This is a genomic window from Rothia sp. HMSC066G02 (genome assembly GCF_001813145.1).
Classification (GTDB): domain Bacteria; phylum Actinomycetota; class Actinomycetes; order Actinomycetales; family Micrococcaceae; genus Rothia.
Genome location: NZ_KV811583.1, coordinates 257,953 through 277,126, shown reverse-complemented (window position 1 = coordinate 277,126; position 19,174 = coordinate 257,953). Strand labels below are relative to the sequence as shown.

Below are 19,174 nucleotides of genomic sequence, written 5' to 3'. Positions count from 1 at the left end.
CCCCCCCCCCCCCCGGCGTGTTGCTCCGTCCTCTGGCGTAGCGCGCATCCACGAAGCCGCTAAAAATAGCCTGCCCCGCAGCTCATCAGAACTGCGGGGCAGGCTATTTCTGTCTATATGTAGCAGAGTCTGGAAGACTAGTGCTTCTGCTTGTAGTCAGCCATGAAGTTACCCAGGCGCTCCAGGGCGCTGGTGAGGGTCTGCGTATCGGGCAGGAACACCAGGCGGAAGTGATCCGGATCCTTCCAATTGAACGCGCGGCCGTGGCTGAAGAGAATCTTCTGGCTCTTGAGCAGGTCCAGGGCGAACTGTTCATCGTCGGTAATGTCGAAGCGCTCAACATCAATCTTCGGGAACAGGTAGAGCGCGCCGTCCGCGCTGGTGCAGCTGATGCCGTCAATCTCGTTGAGCATCTTGTGCGCCAGGGTGCGCTGCTCGTACAGGCGGCCGCCGGGAACAATCAGCTCGTTAATGGACTGGTAGCCGCCGAGCGCGGTCTGGATGGCGTGCTGTGCCGGAACGTTGGCGCACAGGCGCATGGAGGCGAGCAGGTGAATGCCTTCCAGGTAGCTGGAAGCGTCCTTCTTCGGGCCGGTGATAGCGACCCAACCCGCACGGTAACCGCAGACGCGGTATGCCTTGGACAGGCCGGAGAAGGTCAGGCAGAGCACGTCGTCGCCGGTGAGGGTTGCCATGTTGATGGCTTCAGCGCCATCGTAGGTAATCTTTTCGTAGATTTCGTCAGAGAACACGACCAAACCGTGTTCGCGTGCCACATCCACAATCTGCTTAAGCACGGAACGCGGGTAGACGGCACCGGTGGGGTTGTTCGGGTTAATAACCACGATTCCCTTGGTACGCTCGGTAATCTTCGACTTAATGTCTTCGATGTCCGGGTACCAGTTGTTTTCCTCATCGCAGAGGTAGTGCACGGGCTTGCCGCCGACCAGCGCGGTGGCTGCGGTCCACAGCGGGTAGTCGGGCATGGGGACCAGGATTTCGTCGCCGGTCTCGCACAGTGCCTGCAGGGTCATCGGGATCAGCTCAGACACACCGTTACCCAAGTAGATAGATTCGGTGTCGAGGTTCATGATGCCGCGGTTCTGGTAGTGGTGCACAATGGCGGTACGTGCCGAGTAGAGGCCGCGGGAGTCAGAGTAGCCCTGAGTTTCGGGCAGGTGACGAATGATATCCATCATGATGGCATCCGGCGCCTCAAAGCCGAAGGGTGCGGGGTTACCAATGTTCAGCTTGAGGATGCGGTGGCCCATCGCTTCCATGCGATTGGCTTCATCCAGAATGGGGCCGCGGATGTCGTACAGGACGTTGCTCAACTTTGAGGACTGACGGTACTTCGTCATGATGATTTACTTTCTAGGGTGATCCAAAATGAATTGTGCTGCGTCGTCATCTGCGATGGGGTTGGAACCGCTAGTCAGACGCAACAGGAACGAGAGGTTACCCGTGTCTAATGTAGATGATACGCGGTTAATTGCCGTCCGGGCGCTATCTGGCAGGGTACGGCGGATAATGGGCACCAGTTGCTGCTGCAAAAGTGCCGTTGACGGGTCTTCCAGGGTGACCAGGCGGTTCTCTTCAATCGCCGAGTCGCTGCTGTGCAGCAGGGTCACCTGCACGGTGTCGGAGGTCAGGGCTTTAACTCGCTCGGCGGGGTTGTCCTGAATCTTCGGGTCGTGCACACGGTAGCGGTAGAGGCTACGCAAAGAATCCACGCCGTAGGTGCCACTGGAGTACCCGGTCGGAATGGAGAACGCCAGAGAAGACTGCACCTCACGCAGGTTCGCGAGGGAGTTGAGCTTGTGGCGGGCACTCACGGCGCGGGTGGTGACCAGTACATCCTTATTGGTGGCGTGGGCACCGTTGAGGAGCATGAGCTCTTCGGGCAGGATGCGCGAGATGGCGTTGGTCATGTCGGTGGTGCTCATGGCGCGCAGGTTGATGGGGTCTGCGGAGCGGGTGGAGCTTGCAGTGGGGCTTGCGGTAGCGTCCGTAGCATGCGCGGAGGCGGTGCTCTCCTCCGCGGTGGGGGTAGCTGCCGGGGGCAGGGTCACGCCTGCCGCTTGAGCGGAGGCACTCACGGAGGCGGCGATGCGTTCGTTCTGCGCGGCGGCGGGGCTGATTTTGCCGTCGTCGGTCAGGTAGAGCAGTAGGTCGCCGCTGTAGTCGATGACCAGGTCCAACGATTCAAGAGCGGCGGCAGTGGCGCTGCCGGTTTCCTCGTCGTCGGGCAGAGTTGCGGTAGGGGTGGCGGAGTTAGCCGAAGGAACCATGAGCCCACGCAGGGCGGCGGCGCGGCTGTTGTCGGTGTCGACAAGTTCAACGGAGTAGCCAACCTGGCGCAGGGCACGCGCGTACACGTGGGCTACGGCGCGCATCTCACGCAGGGCACCGTAGCCGATACGCAGAGTACCGTAGCTGGATGCGGAAGGATCCACCTGCGGGGTTGCGTCATTATTCCCGCAAGCGGCGAGCAGCGGCACGAGCGCCAGGGAGGTGAGCGCCGCACGGCGGGTGAGGGTTAGTCGGTTCATTAGGGAAGCTTCCGTGCGTTTTCGTCGGCAAGAAATTCGCGGTATTCGCGTGCCCAGCTGGCGGCGTTGGAGTAGCCCATCATGGAGGCGACCTCGTCGATGAGGGTGCCGTAGCGGATGGTGTCCAGCTCAGCGATGGGTACCCAGCGTGCCGTGTCGGAGGATCCGTTGATTTCGTGGCGCAGTTCGCCGGTGACAATGTGGGCACGGAAAACCACCCGCAGGGCGCAGAAGGGTAGCGCTTGCGGGTCTTTCTGGGTGGAGCGCACGGGGAAGTGTCCGGCGTGCACGCCCAGAATGTCTTCAATGGCGACGCTGTAACCGGTCTCTTCGAGGGTCTCTCGTAGCGCGGTTTCGTCGGCCTGTTCGCCGGGTTCCATGCCGCCGCCAGGCAGGGACCAGAGGGGGCTGAGCGCGCGGTCTTCGGGCACCCAGCGGGTCATGAGCAGCTTGCCCTGCTCAATGATCACTGCGTAGGCTGCGGGTCGGGTTTCCATTGCTAATGCCATGGTTTGATTTTACCGTCTATCGTTCGTTAGCGTTTCTTGCCGCGGCGTGCGCTGGCGGCTTTGGCGGACTGTCGAGCGTGCTGGCGCGCGTTACCGTTTTTCTTGGCGTTGGCGCGCTTTTTATCGCGTGCTTCGCGGCGGGCGTTGGCGGCTCGTGCCTTCGCTTTTTCCTTTGCTTTTTCAGCGGCGATGCGTTCGGCGCGTGCCTGCCGGGTTTCGCTACCGCGCTCACTGGTTGCGGTGCGGCCACGCACAATACCGATGAAGTCCTGCAGGAGCGCTTCGAGCTCTTCGCTGCGCGGCTCGCCCTTGGGGGCACGCGGCCAGACCAGGTGCACCGGGTAGGTGTCCAGGCCCGCAACGGGGCGGTAGGTGAGGTCCTTGCGGTGGTAGAAACGCGCAATGGACATGGGCACAATGTACAGACCCACACCAGCGGCAACCAGCTCGATGGTTTCCTTATCGGTCAGGCCCTCGGGCACGATGCGACCGGCACTCTCACGCCATGCGCGGGAGACTTCCTCATAAGCGGGAATATCGGAGGCGGGCTGCAGCAGGAACTCTTCAGCAAGCTCCTCCACGGGCACCTCATCAAGCACGGTGAGCACATGGTCCACCGGCAGAATGACCACGGGTAGCTCCTCGTAGAGGCGGATGCTATGGTACTTTTCGCCGTCGGTGCTTGCCGGTTCGCGGTCGGGGCGCACAATGCTCATGTGTGCGAAGGGGTTCTCGGGTACGTCCTTACGCTCAATGGGGGCGTGCTCGGTAGCCTCAGCGCTAACCTCGGCGGGCGCCTCGGAGGCAGTTTCTTCCGCAGAGTTGAGGGCAGGGTCAATCAGGCACAGGTCCTGATGCAGGGAGTCCAGGCCGCGCGCCTCACGCACGGGCACCTCCGCCAGCTGCACGCGGTCGCCGTAACGCTCGTGCCAGCGGTTGAACCACTTGCCGGGCATAATCGCGGGCACGTAGCTAATGCGCAGCATAGAACGCTGGAGCACGGGGATGGGCAGAGCCTCCGGGGTCTGGATCATCGCCAGCTGCTCGGGATGCAGGTACACGCGGGCGGGGGCCTCGGTGGGCGCTTCGCTTTCTACCTGGTCGGTAGCGTTTTCGGGCGCGCTCTGCTCGGGGTCGATTGCGGTGAGGGCAGAGTCGTTGACGGGCTGCTCTTCGAGGGTGCCTGCGGTGGAAGATGCGGATGAACTCATCCCTCCACGCTAGCACATCTTGGGCGGGGGCATTGGGGTCAGGTGAGCGGCCTCAACCCGGCGAGATAGTGCACCTATCCCCCGCTGAAGGTATGACTAGTTCTCGGCGATGTTATCCGCAGCGTTCTCAACGGTTTCGCGATTAATGCGGCGTTCGCGCAGCTGAGCCACAATGACCATCACCGTAATAACAATGGCAAGGGCGAGCGGGAACATCCACGGCTCCAGGCCGAGTGCCGCAAGAATTGCGAAGCCGATGGTGGTGTAAATACACGCCCACATGAAGGTTCCAACCAGCATCGCAGGAACCCAGCGGCGCAGAGGCATTTTCGTGAAGCCGGTCGTGATGATGACCGCGGTTTGCAGACCCACGGTGAGAAAGCAGAGGGGCACGGCAATAACGCCCCACCGGTTAATCAAGCGGCGCGCTTTACGGTAGAGCGGGCTGTCCATGGCTTTGCGGATGCGGTCGAGGCGGGCGCCCCCTTCAGCAGCGAGCGCGCCAAGAGCGTACACGATGCTGGTGCGGACGATTCCGACCACCCACATGAAAGCTAGGGCAACCTCAATCGGGAGTGCGTCAAACCAATCTTTCACCCGGCTATTCTCTCATGAGTGGGCGATATTGACCTGATTGAAGGTTCTTTGAGGCTTCTTATTCGACATATAGAGGTGGCAGAAAAAAATTTTTAAACTTTTTTCAGCCGGGGGCTATTGCCCCTTTTCGCCTGCACTGGCGCGGATTTCACTTAGGCAAACCTTAGTTTATTGACAGGCTGTCGCTATTTTCAGCTTGTCACCCGCACGGGAATTAGGATATATTTTTATTACCGAATAAGGCAGGTCTTGTGGGAAGGCCTTCCTAATCGGTCTAGAAGACTTTCTTCCTGTGTGTGATGCTGGAAAAGGAACCCCGCTGATGGGGTTCCTTTTCTTTTTAACTTCTTCCCAATCATCCCCAGGCACACAAAAACCCCGACAGTGTGAACTGTCGGGGTTTTATGCGTGACTGGAGCAAAGTCTACTTCTTACCCTGGTTCTTGTCCTGGCGGTGCAGAGCACTCAGCGGCTTGGGCAACTGAACCGGGTTCCAGGTGTTGCTCACAGCCTCAAAGGAGGAGCCAGCACCGGGGTGGCGGTTCGTCGCACGAACACCGCCGGTCGCAGTAGCACCGGTCGAAAGAGCCGGGTCGTTCAGCGAGGCGATATCCAGCGCATCGAACTCGGAATCATCCAGGACATCCGGCAGAGGAATCTCTTCGGGAACCGGCTGAGCGGGAGCCTGAGTAGCAGGTGCCGCAGGCGCCTGGCGGACGGGCGAACCATCGCGCAGAGCCTGACGAGCCACCGGCTGATCCGGGTGAATAGCCGACTGCTGTGCGGGAGCTGCTACCGGCTGCACAGGTGCCTGGGTGGCTGGTGCAGGCTGAGCTGCTACCGGCTTGGCGGGAGCCTGTACGGGTGCCTGAGCGGGCTGTGCGGGCTGAGGCTGGACAGGCTGGCTCGGAGCAACCGGAGCCTGCGCTACCCGCTGAGGCTGTGCCGCAGTACGCGGTGCACCGGAGGAAGTAGCGGAACCGCTCTCCTGATCGAAGAGCACGCTACCACGGCGAATCGGCTGGAAACGGCTCGGACGCTGCTGCTGGCGACGCTCCTGACGGTGTGCGACGGGCGCCTCCGCCGCGCGGGCAGAACGGGCAGGTACGGCACGAGAAGAATGAGCAGGTGCCGCAGCAGGCGCTTCCGCACGAGGAGCCGCCTCGGGAGCCTCATCGGAGGACTCCACCGCGATGTGCGCGCGGCTCGGACGTGCCGCCTCGCGGTTCACACCGTGTATAGACTTGCGGGTAGTAGCCTCACGGGTGGCGGGGCGAGCATGATGTGCAGGCTCTTCAGCAACTTCAGGCTCCACACCCTCAGCCGCCGAGTCCTCTACAGGCTCAGAAGCATCATCGCCGGCTTCTTCATGTTCATCGGACTCTTCGTAGGCTTCGTCCTCAGCTTCGTCATCCTCATCATCTTCTGCCTTAGCTTGGCGTGCATCGCGGCTCGCCTTGACCTGGTTAGCAACAGACTCCAGCAGACCAAAACGGCTCACAGCCCATGCACCGCCGGCAAGAATCAGCAAGAGAACAGCCCAGCCCCACGCCAGCACACCAAAGAGCGCCAGAAGACCGGTAACCAGGGCAAGAACACCCAGACCGGCAGCAACCAGCAGGGCAATACCGCTCGGGCTCGAAGTATCAAAGTAGGACAGAGGCGAGGGCTTTGCGTCCTCCACGACCGGAATCTCGTCCGTGTACGGGGCAGTCGGGGAAGATTCGCGAATCTGCGAAATAGAAGCCGTATCGGGCGCAGGCTGGGCGGATTCCTCCACCGTGTGGGAGGAACGGGAAGACGCCTGCGGAAGAGCGGAAGAGGGTAGGGAGGTGCCCGGCGCCACCGCATGATCGGAGGACTGGTACGCCTCCGACTCATTCAGCAGCACACCCGCGGAGGCGAGAATATCCTCTGCAGTACGCTCAGCGCTAATCAGGGGACGCTCGGGTTCCATGGCAGGACCAGCGGGCGCGCGACGCAGGCTCCTGGGCACAAACCACAGCAGCAAAATCACGGTCAGAATTACCAACACACCGGAGGTGTTCAAAAGCGTCATATTCAGGTCGCCCTCTATCGTCCCTTTATCCCTAGACTTTAATCATACCCTTATATTCCCAATGCTTTCCATAAGCGGCAAGAATCGGGCTGGATATGCACATATACCCCTGAAGGAATATGCACACTACAACGTCGTCGCGTCCCTGCACAAGGCACACCCTGGGCCCTCGCCCAGTAGCACCCCAAGCACATAATAGACACATACGACGCAAAGGAAGGCGCCCTCCCTTGGGGCTAAAACGCCCCACCGGAAAGAACGCCTTCCTCAGCGTGGTTGGTATTTATCGGTTGCCCTCTTTAGAGAGCGGGTGCAGAGTAATTAGCAGTTCTCTGCAACAAAGTCCTTCAGCCATGCGCGCAGGTCGTCACCGAACTCGGGGCGCTCAGCAGCAAGAATAACGTTTGCCTTCAGGTAGGACAGCTTGTCACCGGTGTCGAAACGGCGGCCGGAGAAGACCACACCGTAGACACCTTCGCCTTCGCCCTCACCCTGAGCCAGAGTCTGCAGAGCGTCGGTCAGCTGAATCTCGCCGCCGCGGCCCGGAGCGGTGTTCTCCAGAACTTCGAAGACCTTCGGGCTCAGAACGTAACGGCCAATCACAGCGTAGTTCGAGGGAGCCTCATCAGCAGCGGGCTTCTCAACCAGACCGGTGATCTTGACGAAACCGTCCTCGCCTTCAACAGCCTCAATAGCAGCTGCACCGTAAGCGGAAATAGCCTCGCGGGGAACCTCCATCAGAGCAACGACGGAACCGCCGGTGCGCTCCTGGACCTCCACCATGCGAGCGAGCAGGTCTTCCTTCTCGTCAATCAGGTCATCGCCGAGCAGAACAGCGAATGCTTCGTCACCAACGTGGCGCTTTGCGCGCAGAACAGCGTGGCCCAGACCCTTGGGGTCGCCCTGACGCACGTAGTGCAGGTCGCCACCCATCTCATTGGTAGCTACCACGGATGCGAGTAGGGCGTCCTTACCCTGCTCAGCGAGCTGCTGCTCCAGAACGGGAACGCGGTCGAAGTGATCCTCGAGAGCGCGCTTGTTACGGCCGGTAATCATCAGAACGTCGTTCAGACCGGCACGGATTGCTTCCTCCACCACGTACTGAATCGCGGGGCGATCAACGACGGGGAGCATTTCCTTGGGGGTTGCCTTCGTTGCGGGCAGGAATCGGGTGCCCAGACCAGCAGCAGGAATAACTGCCTTAGTAACAGACTTAATTTCAGTAGCCATGCCACAAGAATACCCTAAGTTGTAAAGTACTTAAGGCGATTTATAGACACTATGACATGAAAAAATCTTCAACGTGACTAACTACATATCCACAGCGGCCCATTCTTCGGTGTGCAAAGAAAATGCACCCCACAGAACTCAGCACTATTTTTCTCAAACCCTATACTAAAAAGTGGAATCCACGTCCCCGCAGATATAGGTCAATTTTCACCACCCACCAGGGCAGTTTTACCCTGCGCACGGATACCTCTCAGCATAGAGTGAACGCACCTTACTTCCTACGGGACGCGCCACTCCCCAACCCTTCACACAAGACCCGCAACGACGATGGGACACACCATGCACCTCAACACAACCCCCGCCACCAGCAACTCCGACGCCGGTGCCAGCGCAGACGATATCTCCCTAGACAAAGACATTCTCCGCTCCCAAATCCGCCCGCGCCGCCTCACCGCACGCAGCCACCGCGGCGAACACGGACAGCAACATCTGACTGACCTTTTCACCCACCACATTCTCGAGGCGGTTGCGCAGCGGGTCCACTCCCCCGGTACCATTGCGGCGTATCTGCCCACCAAATCTGAGCCGCCCATTGTCCAAGCACTAAACGCTCTCCATGAGCAGGGACACCGCATCCTCGTGCCCGTCGTACGCCCCGGTCGCAAACTCGCCTGGGTGCACTGGGACCCCACCGTTGAGCATCCGCTCAGCCCCATGGGCATCCCCGAACCCGAAGGCGAAGAACAAGACACGCAAGCATTCATTGACGCCGACCTGCGTCTCATCCCCGCCCTTGCTTTTGATGCAGGCGGGCACCGCCTCGGTCAGGGAGGCGGCTACTACGACCGGATTATCCCCCTGCTCAGCGACCAGCAGCTCACCGGCCGGAGCATCGGCATTGTCTTCAGCGACGAAATCTACGAAACCATTCCCTACGACCAGTGGGACGCTATTCTACCGGTGATTCTCACCGAGCGGGGCATTTTCCTCGCTCACCAGCAGGGCTAAAAGCACCCGGCTCACCCACGCCCGATTCGCTCTTGATTGACACCCAAATCTTTATGCAAAAACGCAAAGATATGCAGGAACACACCAACAAAATCACTCACGAAAAAGACGAAAAGAAACAGAAATAGCTATTTGAGAAGAAAACGCAAATAGCTCCCAACCTTTCAAAAGCGGTACACTCAAACCACGTTAATAAACCATCCCAGCGAAAACGGATACAGAAGGACAAAATGCCGGTCTACGTTTACCAGTGCAAGAATTGCAACCACGTCTTTGAACAGCGCCAGTCCTTTAGCGACGATGCACTGCGCATCTGCCCGCAGTGCGGCGAAGAAACCCTGCGCAAGCGCTACAACACCGTCGGAGTGACCTTCAAGGGCTCCGGCTTCTACAGCACCGACAAGGGCAACTCCTAAACGGGGTCCCACACCAGCCCAAAAGAGGGGCGGGGCAACACAGGTTGCCCCGCCCCTCGGCGTTTTAAGAAGTGCTCTCCCTCAGGAAGACGCTACACGATATTGTTACCCCAGTGCGGAGGACGCTGCTGACGCATCCATTCCAGACGCTCACGCTCCTCCGGGGTCAGCGGCTGCGCAGAAGCAGCCGCCTTCTGAGAACTCGCCTTCTGGGGGTTCTGCTTCTGGGCATCAGCTTTCTTCGGGGAAGCCCCCGCGGCAGAGGAAGTACCCGAAGCCACAACCGGAGGCGTCGTCACACCCACCAGCAGAGGCTCAGCCCCGCTCACCGAGCCGCCGCCGCTCACACGACGGTGACCGCGGCGAGGCTTCGGCGTCGACGAATAACTAGCCACGAACCTCAGCGCCCTCATCCATATCCAGGTAGTGCAGCACGCGCGCCACCACAGCGTCCGGATCGGCGAAAACCTCCAGGGTGCCCAGCGTAATGTAGTTCCAGCCCGTGCGGCTCAGACGCTCCGGCAGCAGGCGGGTACGCTCACGCACCGAAGCACGCGCATAATTCGGCTCACCATCGGAGCACGCCACCAGCGGCATAGCCGCCGGAACACTCGGGTTCGAAGAGACCACGGGAGCCACACCCAGCGCGGGAACCGGCTCAGCCGCCAGCTTCTCCGGGGCGTGCGCAATCAGAGCGATATCGCCCTCACCGCGGGTCACACGCACACCGCGAGCCTGCAGACGCGCCACCAAATCGTTCAGCAGCCAGTCGCCCAAATCCGGGGTGTCCGCGTCGTCGGCGGCCAAGAACGCGTTACGCGGCAGGGTCTCCGGCACGCGCTGTGCCTTCGCTTCCACCTCTTCACGCGCCTGACGTTCCGCGTGTTCACGCAGCAGGTGGTAGAAATCTACCGCGCCATGATGCAGCTTCTGCGGGTCCAGCTCGGAGGGGTCAATGCACGAGACAATGCGCAGGGCACGGCGTGCACGAGTCAACGCCACCACAAAGCCCTGGCGGCCATGCTCAGCAGACAGCTGACCCAAATCGTAGGACGCCTGACCCAGGCGGGCACGACCCACACCCAGGGAGAAAATCACGGTATCACGTTCGAGGGTCTCGGCGCGGGTCAGGTCGACCACGCGGAAAGACTCCTCACCAGCGGCGAAGAACGGCGCCAGCTGCGGGTACAAGCTCAAGGCATGACGCACCGACTCAGCCACACGCTGAGCGTGCTTCGGGCTAGCCGTCACCACCGCCAGCGAACGGTCTGGGGTACGGTAGGCGTGCTCCAGTACCAGGTTCGTCACGCGCTCCACCTCAACACCGGGCGAATCCAGGTTCGCGTTATCGCTCACTTTACCGCGAGTATCAATGCACTCAACGGTCAGCGAACCGGCGGGCTGGGCGGAGGCGCGGCTCACCGGAGCCGCATGCAGCTGCGAACCGTAGAACTCACGGTTCAGGTAGTCAAGAATCACCGGGTCCATGCTGCGGTGCAGCATCGCCAGGGTGCGGTTGGGCAGTACGGTAGCGAGCACGTCGAAGGTGCTGTCCAGCTGCTCACCTGCCGGTTCCGGCGCCCCAAAGGTCGGGGCGGACACGATGAACGGCGAGGGGTAACCCGAATGCGGGTCGCCCAGGGCAATCACCTGGTCGGCGCGAGTAATCGCGGGCAGGTTCGCTGCCAGCGGGGTCGACTCGGAGTCCAGCAGCAGCACCGTATCAAAACGCATGGAGGCGGGAACCTTACGCGCCAGGGCGAAGGGGCTCGCAGTCCACAGCGGCAGCAGGGTACGTGCCATCACCGGGGCGTGAGTCAGCAGCTCCTCGAGCACAAACTCGTAGCCGCGCAGCTGGCTCTTCAGGTACGCCGCCTGATCATGCTTAGACTCAATACGCTCAGTCCACACGCGAGCAACCTTCGCCAGCAGACGCGCCGGGGCGCTAGTCATGTGGGCGTAGTCGGCACGGCGGAAACGGGACTCCGTATCGCGCAGACGGTCACCGTCCAGCAGCTTACCTTCGTGATGCTGTAGCAAGAATTCCAGGGCAGACTGCCACCAGGCAAGCTCCAGTTCAGCGGAAATAACCTCGGTCGGAACCTGACGCGCGTACAGGTCATCGAGCAGCTCCGACAGGCCGCGCTCACGCAGTTTCTGGGTCAGGGCGTCACGCTCCGGCAGGGTCATCAGCAGCACGCGGTCCGCCATGAGAGCATCCAGGCGCGCATCCAGAGCATCCAGGTCGGTGCGCACGAAGTCGGTGCCCTCAATGGTATCCGCAAGAACAATACCCAGACCCGCCAGCTCAGACACCAGAGAGTTCAGGGCTGCAGCCAGCTGGTCCAGGTTCTCCGGAATCTGCGGGGTGCGGGGCGCCTCAATGTGGCGAATCCACTCGGCACGCTCAGCCTGAACCACCTTCAGCTGCTCGTGCAGGTCACCGATATTCACGCCGGGCAGGATGTATTCCTTCGCCGCGCGGCGCAGGCGGGAACGCTGCATACTGCTCATCTCGATGCCGTTCTCACGGCGCCACGAACCGGAGGCAGTCGCCGCAATCAGGTCGGTCACCGGGCGGTCGTAGACATCCGCACGGAAACGCTTGAGCGTCTCACGGATACGCATCAGAATCGCCAGCTGCGACTCCCACTCAGCGATGGTGCGGCCGCGGCGCAGACCCAGCATGGCGCTGGTCTGGTTCATCGCCTCACGCAGGTTCAGCAGGGAGGACTTGAGGGTAATGACCAGGGCGTACGCCTCGGCGGCTTCCTCGTCATTGACCAGGCGGGCACGGTACCACGGGGAGGTGCGCGAAGCCGCCGCAAAACCATCAATCTCACCCAGACGCACCAGCTCGGCACGCACCTGCTCACGCTCCAAGAGCGAATCGAGCATAGGGCGGTCAAAACGCACGCGGGTTGCCGGGCCGTCCTCGGAGGCGGTCAGCTCAGCCAGACGCTGCAGCGCCGAGTAGACAGAAATCTGCCAGTTGGCGTCCTTGTTCAGCAGGGCACGAGTGTGGTCGAGCAGCGCGGCACGGGTCGCCACAAGCTCTTCGTTCAGGTCCTCAGAGTTAGGCTCTTCGGCGCCCTCATTACGCACGATTGCGCGAATGAACTCGGCGCGCTGAGCCTCAGCATCGTGCTCGGCAAGCAGGTCGTAGCGCAGGCTCTCAATACCGGTGCGCTTGAGCAACGCCGAGAATTCAGCGAGGGTGGAGCGCTTCTCGCCCACCACGAGCACGGATTTACCGCGACCCATCAGGGCGGATGCAATGTTCACGGCGGTACGCAGCGGCTCGGTGCCGGGCGCCGCGGTAATCGTGAAGGAGAAACCGCTGACCGCGGTGTCGATAATCTCCTGGGCGTTAGCATCCGCGTCCAGCAGGAGCATTTCCTCTGCCGGGTCACGCTGGTCCAGGGGCGGCTGCAGGTTGTGGGCGTTGAGCTCGCGCGGCTTCACGCCGGGCACCTTCAGCGCCGCCAGGTCACGAACCAGCGGGGTGATGGCGGTGTGCGGCAGCTCGCCCAGGCTTTCCTTCAGGTCAGCAAAAGTGGAGATAAAGTACTTCGACTCGATGGTCATGCCCGGAATACGGCCTGCTGAGGCGCGCATACGTTCAATGACCGGCTCGGGGTCCAGACGGGACATGGAGTTCGCCAGCTGCGCCACATCCATGGTGCCCAGGTCGATGCCGTATTCCTGCTTGATCTGTCGGACCATCGCCGGGTTCAGGCGTGCAGAACCGGCGAGGCGCAGCTCGAAGTCGTCGTCCTTCGGGTGCGGGGTGATGCTCAGCGGCGCCATGAGAATCGGCGCGATGAAGCGCTTCTCGTAGGCGGCAGCATCCTCGCGGGTGTCGTGCGACAGCCAGGAGGCGGTACCCGCCACGAAGTAGCCGGAGTCCAGGCCGTGGTCGGTGGCGAGTTCGTAAATCTTGGTGCGCAGGGTGCGTGCGGAACGCATGCCCGCCTCCAGCTGCGACTTGTCGCGCAGAATCGTGGAGAGGCGGGTCTTGCGTCCGGCGAGTAGCTGAGCCAGACCGGAGGGGTTTGCTTCGGACAGGTCGATGTGCACGTAGTCGACCTGGTTGAAGTCGAGCATCGCGTCCGGTCCGGTGTAGACGTCCATCTGTTCTGCCCAGCGCTCAAGCCCCGCCGAGGGGTCGAAGTCCTCGTGGGCGGGGTTCAGGTGTGCGGGCAGCTCGGCGATGTTGATTTCGTCGGCTGCTTCGCGGGTTTCCTCTGCTGAGGTCGCGGCGGCTGCGGCGGGCTGAGCGGTATCAGCCGGGGTGCCGGGTGCGTGTTGCGCGTCGGTAGGCTCGGGAATCTGGTTCACGTTGTGAGTGTCCTTGTGGGTCAGTGCGGTGTACGTTTGCGCGTACACACCGAAGATGGTGGTTCTTCCGGGGTCCTCTGCCCGGTGTGCCCCATACGGGGCGGTGTCAGTGCGCGCCTGCGTGCTTAGTATGCCGGTGTGTTTACTTCGACCACATTGCGATGTTCGCAGCGAGTAGCACTACGGTCACCAATACGTAGAAGACCATGGCGGGCAGAAGCGCCCAACGGTACTTGGGTGCCAGTTCGCCTTCCAGGTTGCCGAAGCGCAGGGAGCGGAAGAGGAAGAAGCTCAGGATTGCGCCGGGCAGGTTACCGATGATGACCAGCAGAATGGTCAGGTACAGGGCGTAGGCTCGTTCGGTGCGTTCGTTCTCTGCGCCTGCGAATTTGAGGGTGCCGCCCAGTAGCAGGCTGAGGCATGCGTTCAGGAATGCCACGGTGAAGAAGGGAATCTTCAGGGCTGCTTGGAAGTCCATCTGGGAGTTCGCTGCGCCCAGAGCGATCCACAGCAGTAGCAGCGCGGGGATAATCATGAGGTACCAGAACAGGTACTTACGCATCTTCTCGGTGTTTTCGATGAGCGCGAAAATTGCGGTCACAGGGTGTCTCTTTCAGATGATCTCAGGCGGATTCGGTCGGATTCAGGAGGAGTGAGTGAAGGGGCAGGTGGGCACAGTATTGCCTTGTCAGGCGTCGATTTCGCCCCCATTGTTGAGAGCGTCATCCACCTGGTCCTGCAGGGACTCGCGGCGCTCATGTTCAACGTGTTCAATATAGCGGCGCACGATGTAGTCCAGCAGTACCGACAGCGCAACGAAGGAGTAGTAGGGCTTGCGCTGGGTGCTGATCTGGGTGGGGGTCGTCTGGTAGTGCAGGGAGTACTCGGCGTGTGAAGACATGTAGTTCACACCAATGGCGGTCACCGCAATCATGGGGATGCGGCGCAGCGCCAGCATCTTAATGTGTTCGCGCATGTTCTCGGTCTGACCTGAAAAGGACACAATGATGACCACATCGTCCTGGGTCATATTGTTCATGGCGCTTTCGAACTCATTGCGCGCCGGGATGACGTGGCAGAACTTACCGCACACCTGCATGGACTTGGTAAATTCCTGCACGGCGTTGCGCTGCGCGTAGCCGGTACCGAAGCAGTACACGGTGCGAGCCTCATGGATGCGCTTGAGCAGTCCGCTCAGTTCCATGTGCTCGAGGTAGTCGTAGGTACGCTGAATATCTTCGCGACCGCTCTCAATGAACCGCGGGTTGAAGGGTTCGCTGCGGTTCAGAGAGGACTTAATGAAGTACTTCAACTCGGCAAATCCGGAGAAGTTCAGCTTCTTCGTCAAGCGGATAATCGAGCTGGTCGAAGTATACGTTTTGTGTGCCAAAGAGTTAATCGTTGACTCTGCAACGAACTCTTCGTTTTCTAGCATGAATGCCAAAATTTCCCGTTCAGTTTCACTGAATCGGTGCTGGTTCGCATTCACGACGTCTTGTAAATCCACTCAAAGCTCCTGAATCCGATGGTGAGCAATATATAAATAGTACACGCTCTAGAGTCATCGGCCAGGGTGGGTGAGGACGGTCATCTATCACTTTGAGTGTGTATGCCAGCAGATTTGAGTCTGGGTGCGAGCCTGGATACAGCTTCGCCGGCGGCATCGGTGTTATCCGATACCGCCGGCGAAGTCTATACCTTATGAGGCGTCATGTCGTCAGGCGGTTGAAAGCTGAATCCTCTTAGGAGAGGGTCTTAGCTTCGTTCACCATGGTCTCGAAACGCTCGCGAACCTGGGGAACATCCATGCCGACGATGACCTGGAATGCCTTGCCCTTGCGGACGAGGCCCAGAGCACCTGCGTTCTTGAAGTCTGCATCCGAGGTGCTGACGAGGGACTCATCAGCAACGGAGACACGCAGGCGGGTTGCGCAGTTGTTCACGGTGGTGATGTTCTCTGCGCCACCGAGCAGTTCGAGGAAGCCTGCTGCGCGGGGTGCGTAGAGGTCGCCGTCAGCTGCGGGAGCTGCCGCGCCGCCGTCCTTCTCAGCAGCCTTAGCAGCCTTGTACTCTGCCTTGCTGTAGAGCTTGGTCTCGCCACCGTCTTCTTCACGACCGGGGGTCTTGAAGTCGAACTTCAGAATCATGAAGCGGAAGATCACGAAGTACAGGACGGTGAAGCACAGGCCCACACCGATCTGCATGAGGTAGGTGCCGGAGTGGTTTGCCCACAGCGGGATCCAGTTCTGGAACAGGAAGTCGAGCAGACCGCCACCCATGTAACCAACCAGACCCAGCTGGTACATGATTGCTGCCATGGATGCTGCCAGGATTGCGTGGACCAGGAACAGCGGGGGTGCAAGGAACAGGAAGGTGAACTCGAGGGGCTCGGTGATACCAATCAGGATCGCGGTGAGGCAGACGGGGATCATCAGAGCGAGAACTTCCTTGCGCTTCTCGGGACGAGCAGTGGTGTAGAACGCCGCTGCGATACCGATGGGTGCAAAGACCTTGGAGTTACCGTGCAGTGCGAAGCCGCCGCCGGGGAACAGTTCCTTCAGGGGCTTGTCGCTCTTTGCGAACTCGGTCAGGTGGGTCGGCCAGTCCTTAGCAATACCGTTCGGGGTAACAACATTACCGAAGACGAACGGGGAGTAGATAAAGTGGTGCAGACCGGTCGGAATCAGGAAGCGCTCGAGGAAGGTGTAAACCCACACGCCGAGTGCGCCGGATGCGATGAAGAAGCCCTGCAGGGAGGAGATGCCGTGCTGAGCGTAGGGCCACAGCCAGGAGAACAGGAATGCCACGGGCATCATCAGGAAGAAGCAGACGCCGTAGACGTACTGGGAACCCTGGAAGATACCGAGGAAGTCGGGCAGCTTCTTGTCGAACCAGCGGTTGTGTACCCACACCACGATTGCAGAGATGATGATTGCACCGAAGATACCGGTGTCCATGGTCTTGATACCGGCGATCATCTTCAGACCGGTACCTGCCGCGCTCTTAGAGATGTCGGTGGTGTAGTCCAGGTCGAAGAAACCGGTGCCGCCCTTGCCCCATACCTTGAGCATGGCGCCGACGAAGTAGTTGAAGGTCAGGTAGACCATTGCAGCTTCCATCACTGCACGTGCGTTAGCGGTCTTTGCCAGTGCAATGGGCAGACCGATCACGAAGAGCAGTTCCATCTGGTTGAAGACGGTCCATGCGCCGGACTCCCAAACGGACCAGAAGTGGTTCCACGCGCTTTCCTTGTCAGCAGCGAGGGGAATCAGGTCGCCGTTCTGTGCAATGATCGCAATACCGACCGCGAGGCCAGCGAATGCGAAGAGAAGAACGGGTGCCAGCATGGCAGAGCCGAACCTCTGTACTTTTTCCATCATGAGGCTATACGCCCTTTCGGGTTGTCGAGTGAGCGGACGCAGGTGCCGGCGATCGTTGCCGGTCTGCGGTGGCAACGCCGTATCTTTATACCCTCAAACGAAAGTATATGAGACGGGTGCCACATATCCTGCGTGCGCTAAATGCCGAATGTGTTTTAGACAGAAACAATAATGCCAGGTCATACCTGCCCACAGGTACCAAAACTGTGAGTTTTGAAAGAGTTTTTCAGAACCTGAAACATATCCCGGCACTGGTTAAAAATACTTGCTGCAGATGAGACTTTTTCCCTATTACCTAGCGCACAGAATCGATAGCATAAACAGTGCGCCCATAGAGGTCAGAGTGCATAAACACTCACCACCTCAATACGCGGTGCGCATATCATTCTTCAACCTCACACATACCCCGGACTTAATACATGCGCTTCCTCACCCTCAATACGCACAGCTGGTGCGAAATCCACCAGATTGCCAAGATCCGTACCCTCGCCAAGTTCATTATTGAACAGCAGGTGGACGTCATTGCGTTGCAGGAAGTCAACCAGCTCACCTCCACCCCCGTGGTGAAGGAGCCCCTCAACTACCGCGGCGGCGCCGGCGTTCCGGTCCGCGAAGACAACTACGCCCTGCTGCTCGTGCAGGCACTCAACGAAATGGGCGCAACCTACGAGTGGACCCTCACCGAAACCCACATCGGTTGGGACCGTTACGACGAATGCGTAGCTATCCTCTCGCGCCTGCCGATTCGCGGTATCAAGCCCATCAATATGTCCCCCGGCTACGGCTACCACCAGGTGCAGCGCCGCGCAGCACAGGCAACGCTCATCGAAACTGAGACGGGCACCTTCTGGTGCGCTACCACCCACATGTCCTGGTGGGACTTCGACGGCGAGCCCCTCTTCGCGCAGGAATACGCACACCTCTCGCAGGAGCTTGCCGAGTGCGCCCGCACCGCACCGGTACTGCTCGGCGGCGACTTCAACTCCGCAGCACATCTGAGCAATGAAGGCTACGCGCTGGTCACCTCCAGCGGCATGGTGGATACCCGATCCCTAGCGGAGCACACCGACGGCGAGAACACCGTCCACCGCGAAATCGCCGGCTGGGAAGGTAGCACGGATGCCAAGCGCATCGACTTTGTCTTCGCTGACCGCCTGGTCGACGTGGTATCCCACGCGGTTGTCTTCCGTGACAACTCCCCCGAGGCGATCTCCGACCACAGCGGCCTGCTGCTAGAGATTGACCCCTCCAGCTGGGCGCCGGAGAGCCTCCTTACGCCCCTCACCAGCCAGTCCTAAAGGGGCATCAGACGTTAGCCGCCCGCAGAGCGGCACCACACAACACTCATCCATACCAAGGGAAGGAAGAACAATGACGACCCAGACCCAGTGGTGGCAGGAACCCGTTGTCTACCAGATTTACCCCCGCTCCTTCAACGACTCCAACGGCGACGGCATCGGCGACCTGCCCGGTATCACCGAGAAGATTCCGTACCTCGCCGACCTGGGCATTCAGGTGCTGTGGCTCTCCCCCATCTACGCGTCCCCGAACGATGACAACGGCTACGACATCTCCGACTACCGTGCCATCATGACCGAGTTCGGCACCATGGAAGACTTCGACAAGCTGCTCGAAACCGCGCACGAGCACGGCATCAAGCTCATGATGGACCTGGTCGTCAACCACACCTCCGACGAGCACGAATGGTTCAAGCAGGCACGCTCCTCCAAGGACAACCCCTACCGCGACTACTACATCTGGCGCGACCCCAAGGGCTTCGACGAGGACGGCAAGCCGATCCCGCCGAACAACTGGATTTCCTGCTTCAGCCCCTCCGTATGGGAGTGGGACGAGGCGACCGGCCAGTTCTA

At 60.3% G+C, this 19,174-nt stretch carries 15 protein-coding genes and 1 pseudogene; 4 read left to right on the top strand and 12 right to left on the bottom strand.

Annotated features, from left to right (window positions below):
* Positions 1-137 precede the first annotated feature (137 nt).
* The 7 genes from HMPREF2894_RS02220 to galU all read right to left on the bottom strand — a co-directional run bounded on the left by HMPREF2894_RS02220 (position 138) and on the right by galU (position 8,158).
* On the bottom strand, positions 138-1,361 hold the full coding sequence (locus tag HMPREF2894_RS02220) for a pyridoxal phosphate-dependent aminotransferase (RefSeq protein WP_005508453.1): 1,224 nt from the start codon (positions 1,359-1,361) through the stop codon (positions 138-140).
* A gap of 6 nt (positions 1,362-1,367) precedes the next feature.
* Entirely contained in the window at positions 1,368-2,552 is a 1,185-nt protein-coding gene (locus tag HMPREF2894_RS02215) for a glycine betaine ABC transporter substrate-binding protein (protein ID WP_070677621.1), read from the bottom strand.
* A complete protein-coding gene (locus HMPREF2894_RS02210; protein WP_005508451.1) occupies positions 2,552-3,061 on the bottom strand; it encodes an NUDIX domain-containing protein in 510 nt (169 codons plus the stop codon). Before HMPREF2894_RS02210 ends, HMPREF2894_RS02215 begins: the two co-directional genes overlap by 1 nt.
* 26 nt (positions 3,062-3,087) lie before the next feature.
* Positions 3,088-4,272 carry a LysR substrate-binding domain-containing protein gene (locus tag HMPREF2894_RS02205; protein ID WP_141754521.1) on the bottom strand — a complete coding sequence of 395 codons (1,185 nt, stop codon included), beginning with the start codon at positions 4,270-4,272 and terminating at the stop codon, positions 3,088-3,090.
* Positions 4,273-4,368: 96 nt separating this feature from the next.
* Positions 4,369-4,869: a DedA family protein gene (locus tag HMPREF2894_RS02200; protein ID WP_070677618.1), complete on the bottom strand. Its 501-nt coding sequence runs from the start codon at positions 4,867-4,869 to the stop codon at positions 4,369-4,371.
* A 424-nt stretch (positions 4,870-5,293) separates the two neighbouring features.
* Positions 5,294-6,928 carry a hypothetical protein gene (locus HMPREF2894_RS02195; RefSeq protein WP_070633808.1) on the bottom strand — a complete coding sequence of 545 codons (1,635 nt, stop codon included), beginning with the start codon at positions 6,926-6,928 and terminating at the stop codon, positions 5,294-5,296.
* Between the two features lie 321 nt (positions 6,929-7,249).
* Positions 7,250-8,158 (bottom strand): UTP--glucose-1-phosphate uridylyltransferase GalU, encoded by a 909-nt coding sequence (galU, locus tag HMPREF2894_RS02190; RefSeq protein WP_005508447.1) that lies wholly within the window; start codon positions 8,156-8,158, stop codon positions 7,250-7,252.
* 339 nt (positions 8,159-8,497) lie between these two features.
* Between galU and HMPREF2894_RS02185 the strand changes: the two genes are divergently transcribed.
* Positions 8,498-9,166: a 5-formyltetrahydrofolate cyclo-ligase gene (locus tag HMPREF2894_RS02185; RefSeq protein WP_239665124.1), complete on the top strand. Its 669-nt coding sequence runs from the start codon at positions 8,498-8,500 to the stop codon at positions 9,164-9,166.
* 230 nt (positions 9,167-9,396) lie between these two features.
* A complete protein-coding gene (locus HMPREF2894_RS02180) occupies positions 9,397-9,582 on the top strand; it encodes an FmdB family zinc ribbon protein (protein ID WP_005508445.1) in 186 nt (61 codons plus the stop codon).
* Positions 9,583-9,674: 92 nt separating this feature from the next.
* On the opposite strand, the gene HMPREF2894_RS02175 is transcribed toward HMPREF2894_RS02180, so the two are convergent.
* The 5 genes from HMPREF2894_RS02175 to HMPREF2894_RS02155 all read right to left on the bottom strand — a co-directional run bounded on the left by HMPREF2894_RS02175 (position 9,675) and on the right by HMPREF2894_RS02155 (position 17,303).
* Positions 9,675-9,977: a hypothetical protein gene (locus tag HMPREF2894_RS02175; protein WP_141744676.1), complete on the bottom strand. Its 303-nt coding sequence runs from the start codon at positions 9,975-9,977 to the stop codon at positions 9,675-9,677.
* Entirely contained in the window at positions 9,970-13,971 is a 4,002-nt protein-coding gene (locus tag HMPREF2894_RS02170; protein WP_070677616.1) for a DEAD/DEAH box helicase, read from the bottom strand. The genes HMPREF2894_RS02175 and HMPREF2894_RS02170 overlap by 8 nt, the downstream gene beginning before the upstream one ends.
* Before the next feature lie 94 nt (positions 13,972-14,065).
* On the bottom strand, positions 14,066-14,524 hold the full coding sequence (locus HMPREF2894_RS02165; protein ID WP_049346409.1) for a hypothetical protein: 459 nt from the start codon (positions 14,522-14,524) through the stop codon (positions 14,066-14,068).
* An 87-nt stretch (positions 14,525-14,611) separates the two neighbouring features.
* Entirely contained in the window at positions 14,612-15,412 is an 801-nt protein-coding gene (locus HMPREF2894_RS02160; protein ID WP_256370627.1) for a MurR/RpiR family transcriptional regulator, read from the bottom strand.
* A 253-nt stretch (positions 15,413-15,665) separates the two neighbouring features.
* On the bottom strand, positions 15,666-17,303 hold the full coding sequence (locus HMPREF2894_RS02155; RefSeq protein ID WP_049346412.1) for an alpha-glucoside-specific PTS transporter subunit IIBC: 1,638 nt from the start codon (positions 17,301-17,303) through the stop codon (positions 15,666-15,668).
* Between the two features lie 419 nt (positions 17,304-17,722).
* Between HMPREF2894_RS02155 and HMPREF2894_RS02150 the strand changes: the two genes are divergently transcribed.
* Both HMPREF2894_RS02150 and HMPREF2894_RS02145 read left to right on the top strand, forming a co-directional pair.
* Positions 17,723-18,601, top strand: coding sequence for an endonuclease/exonuclease/phosphatase family protein (locus HMPREF2894_RS02150; protein ID WP_049346414.1), 879 nt, complete (start codon positions 17,723-17,725; stop codon positions 18,599-18,601).
* A 73-nt stretch (positions 18,602-18,674) separates the two neighbouring features.
* Positions 18,675-19,174: pseudogene (locus tag HMPREF2894_RS02145) on the top strand (alpha-amylase family glycosyl hydrolase); the annotation flags it as partial.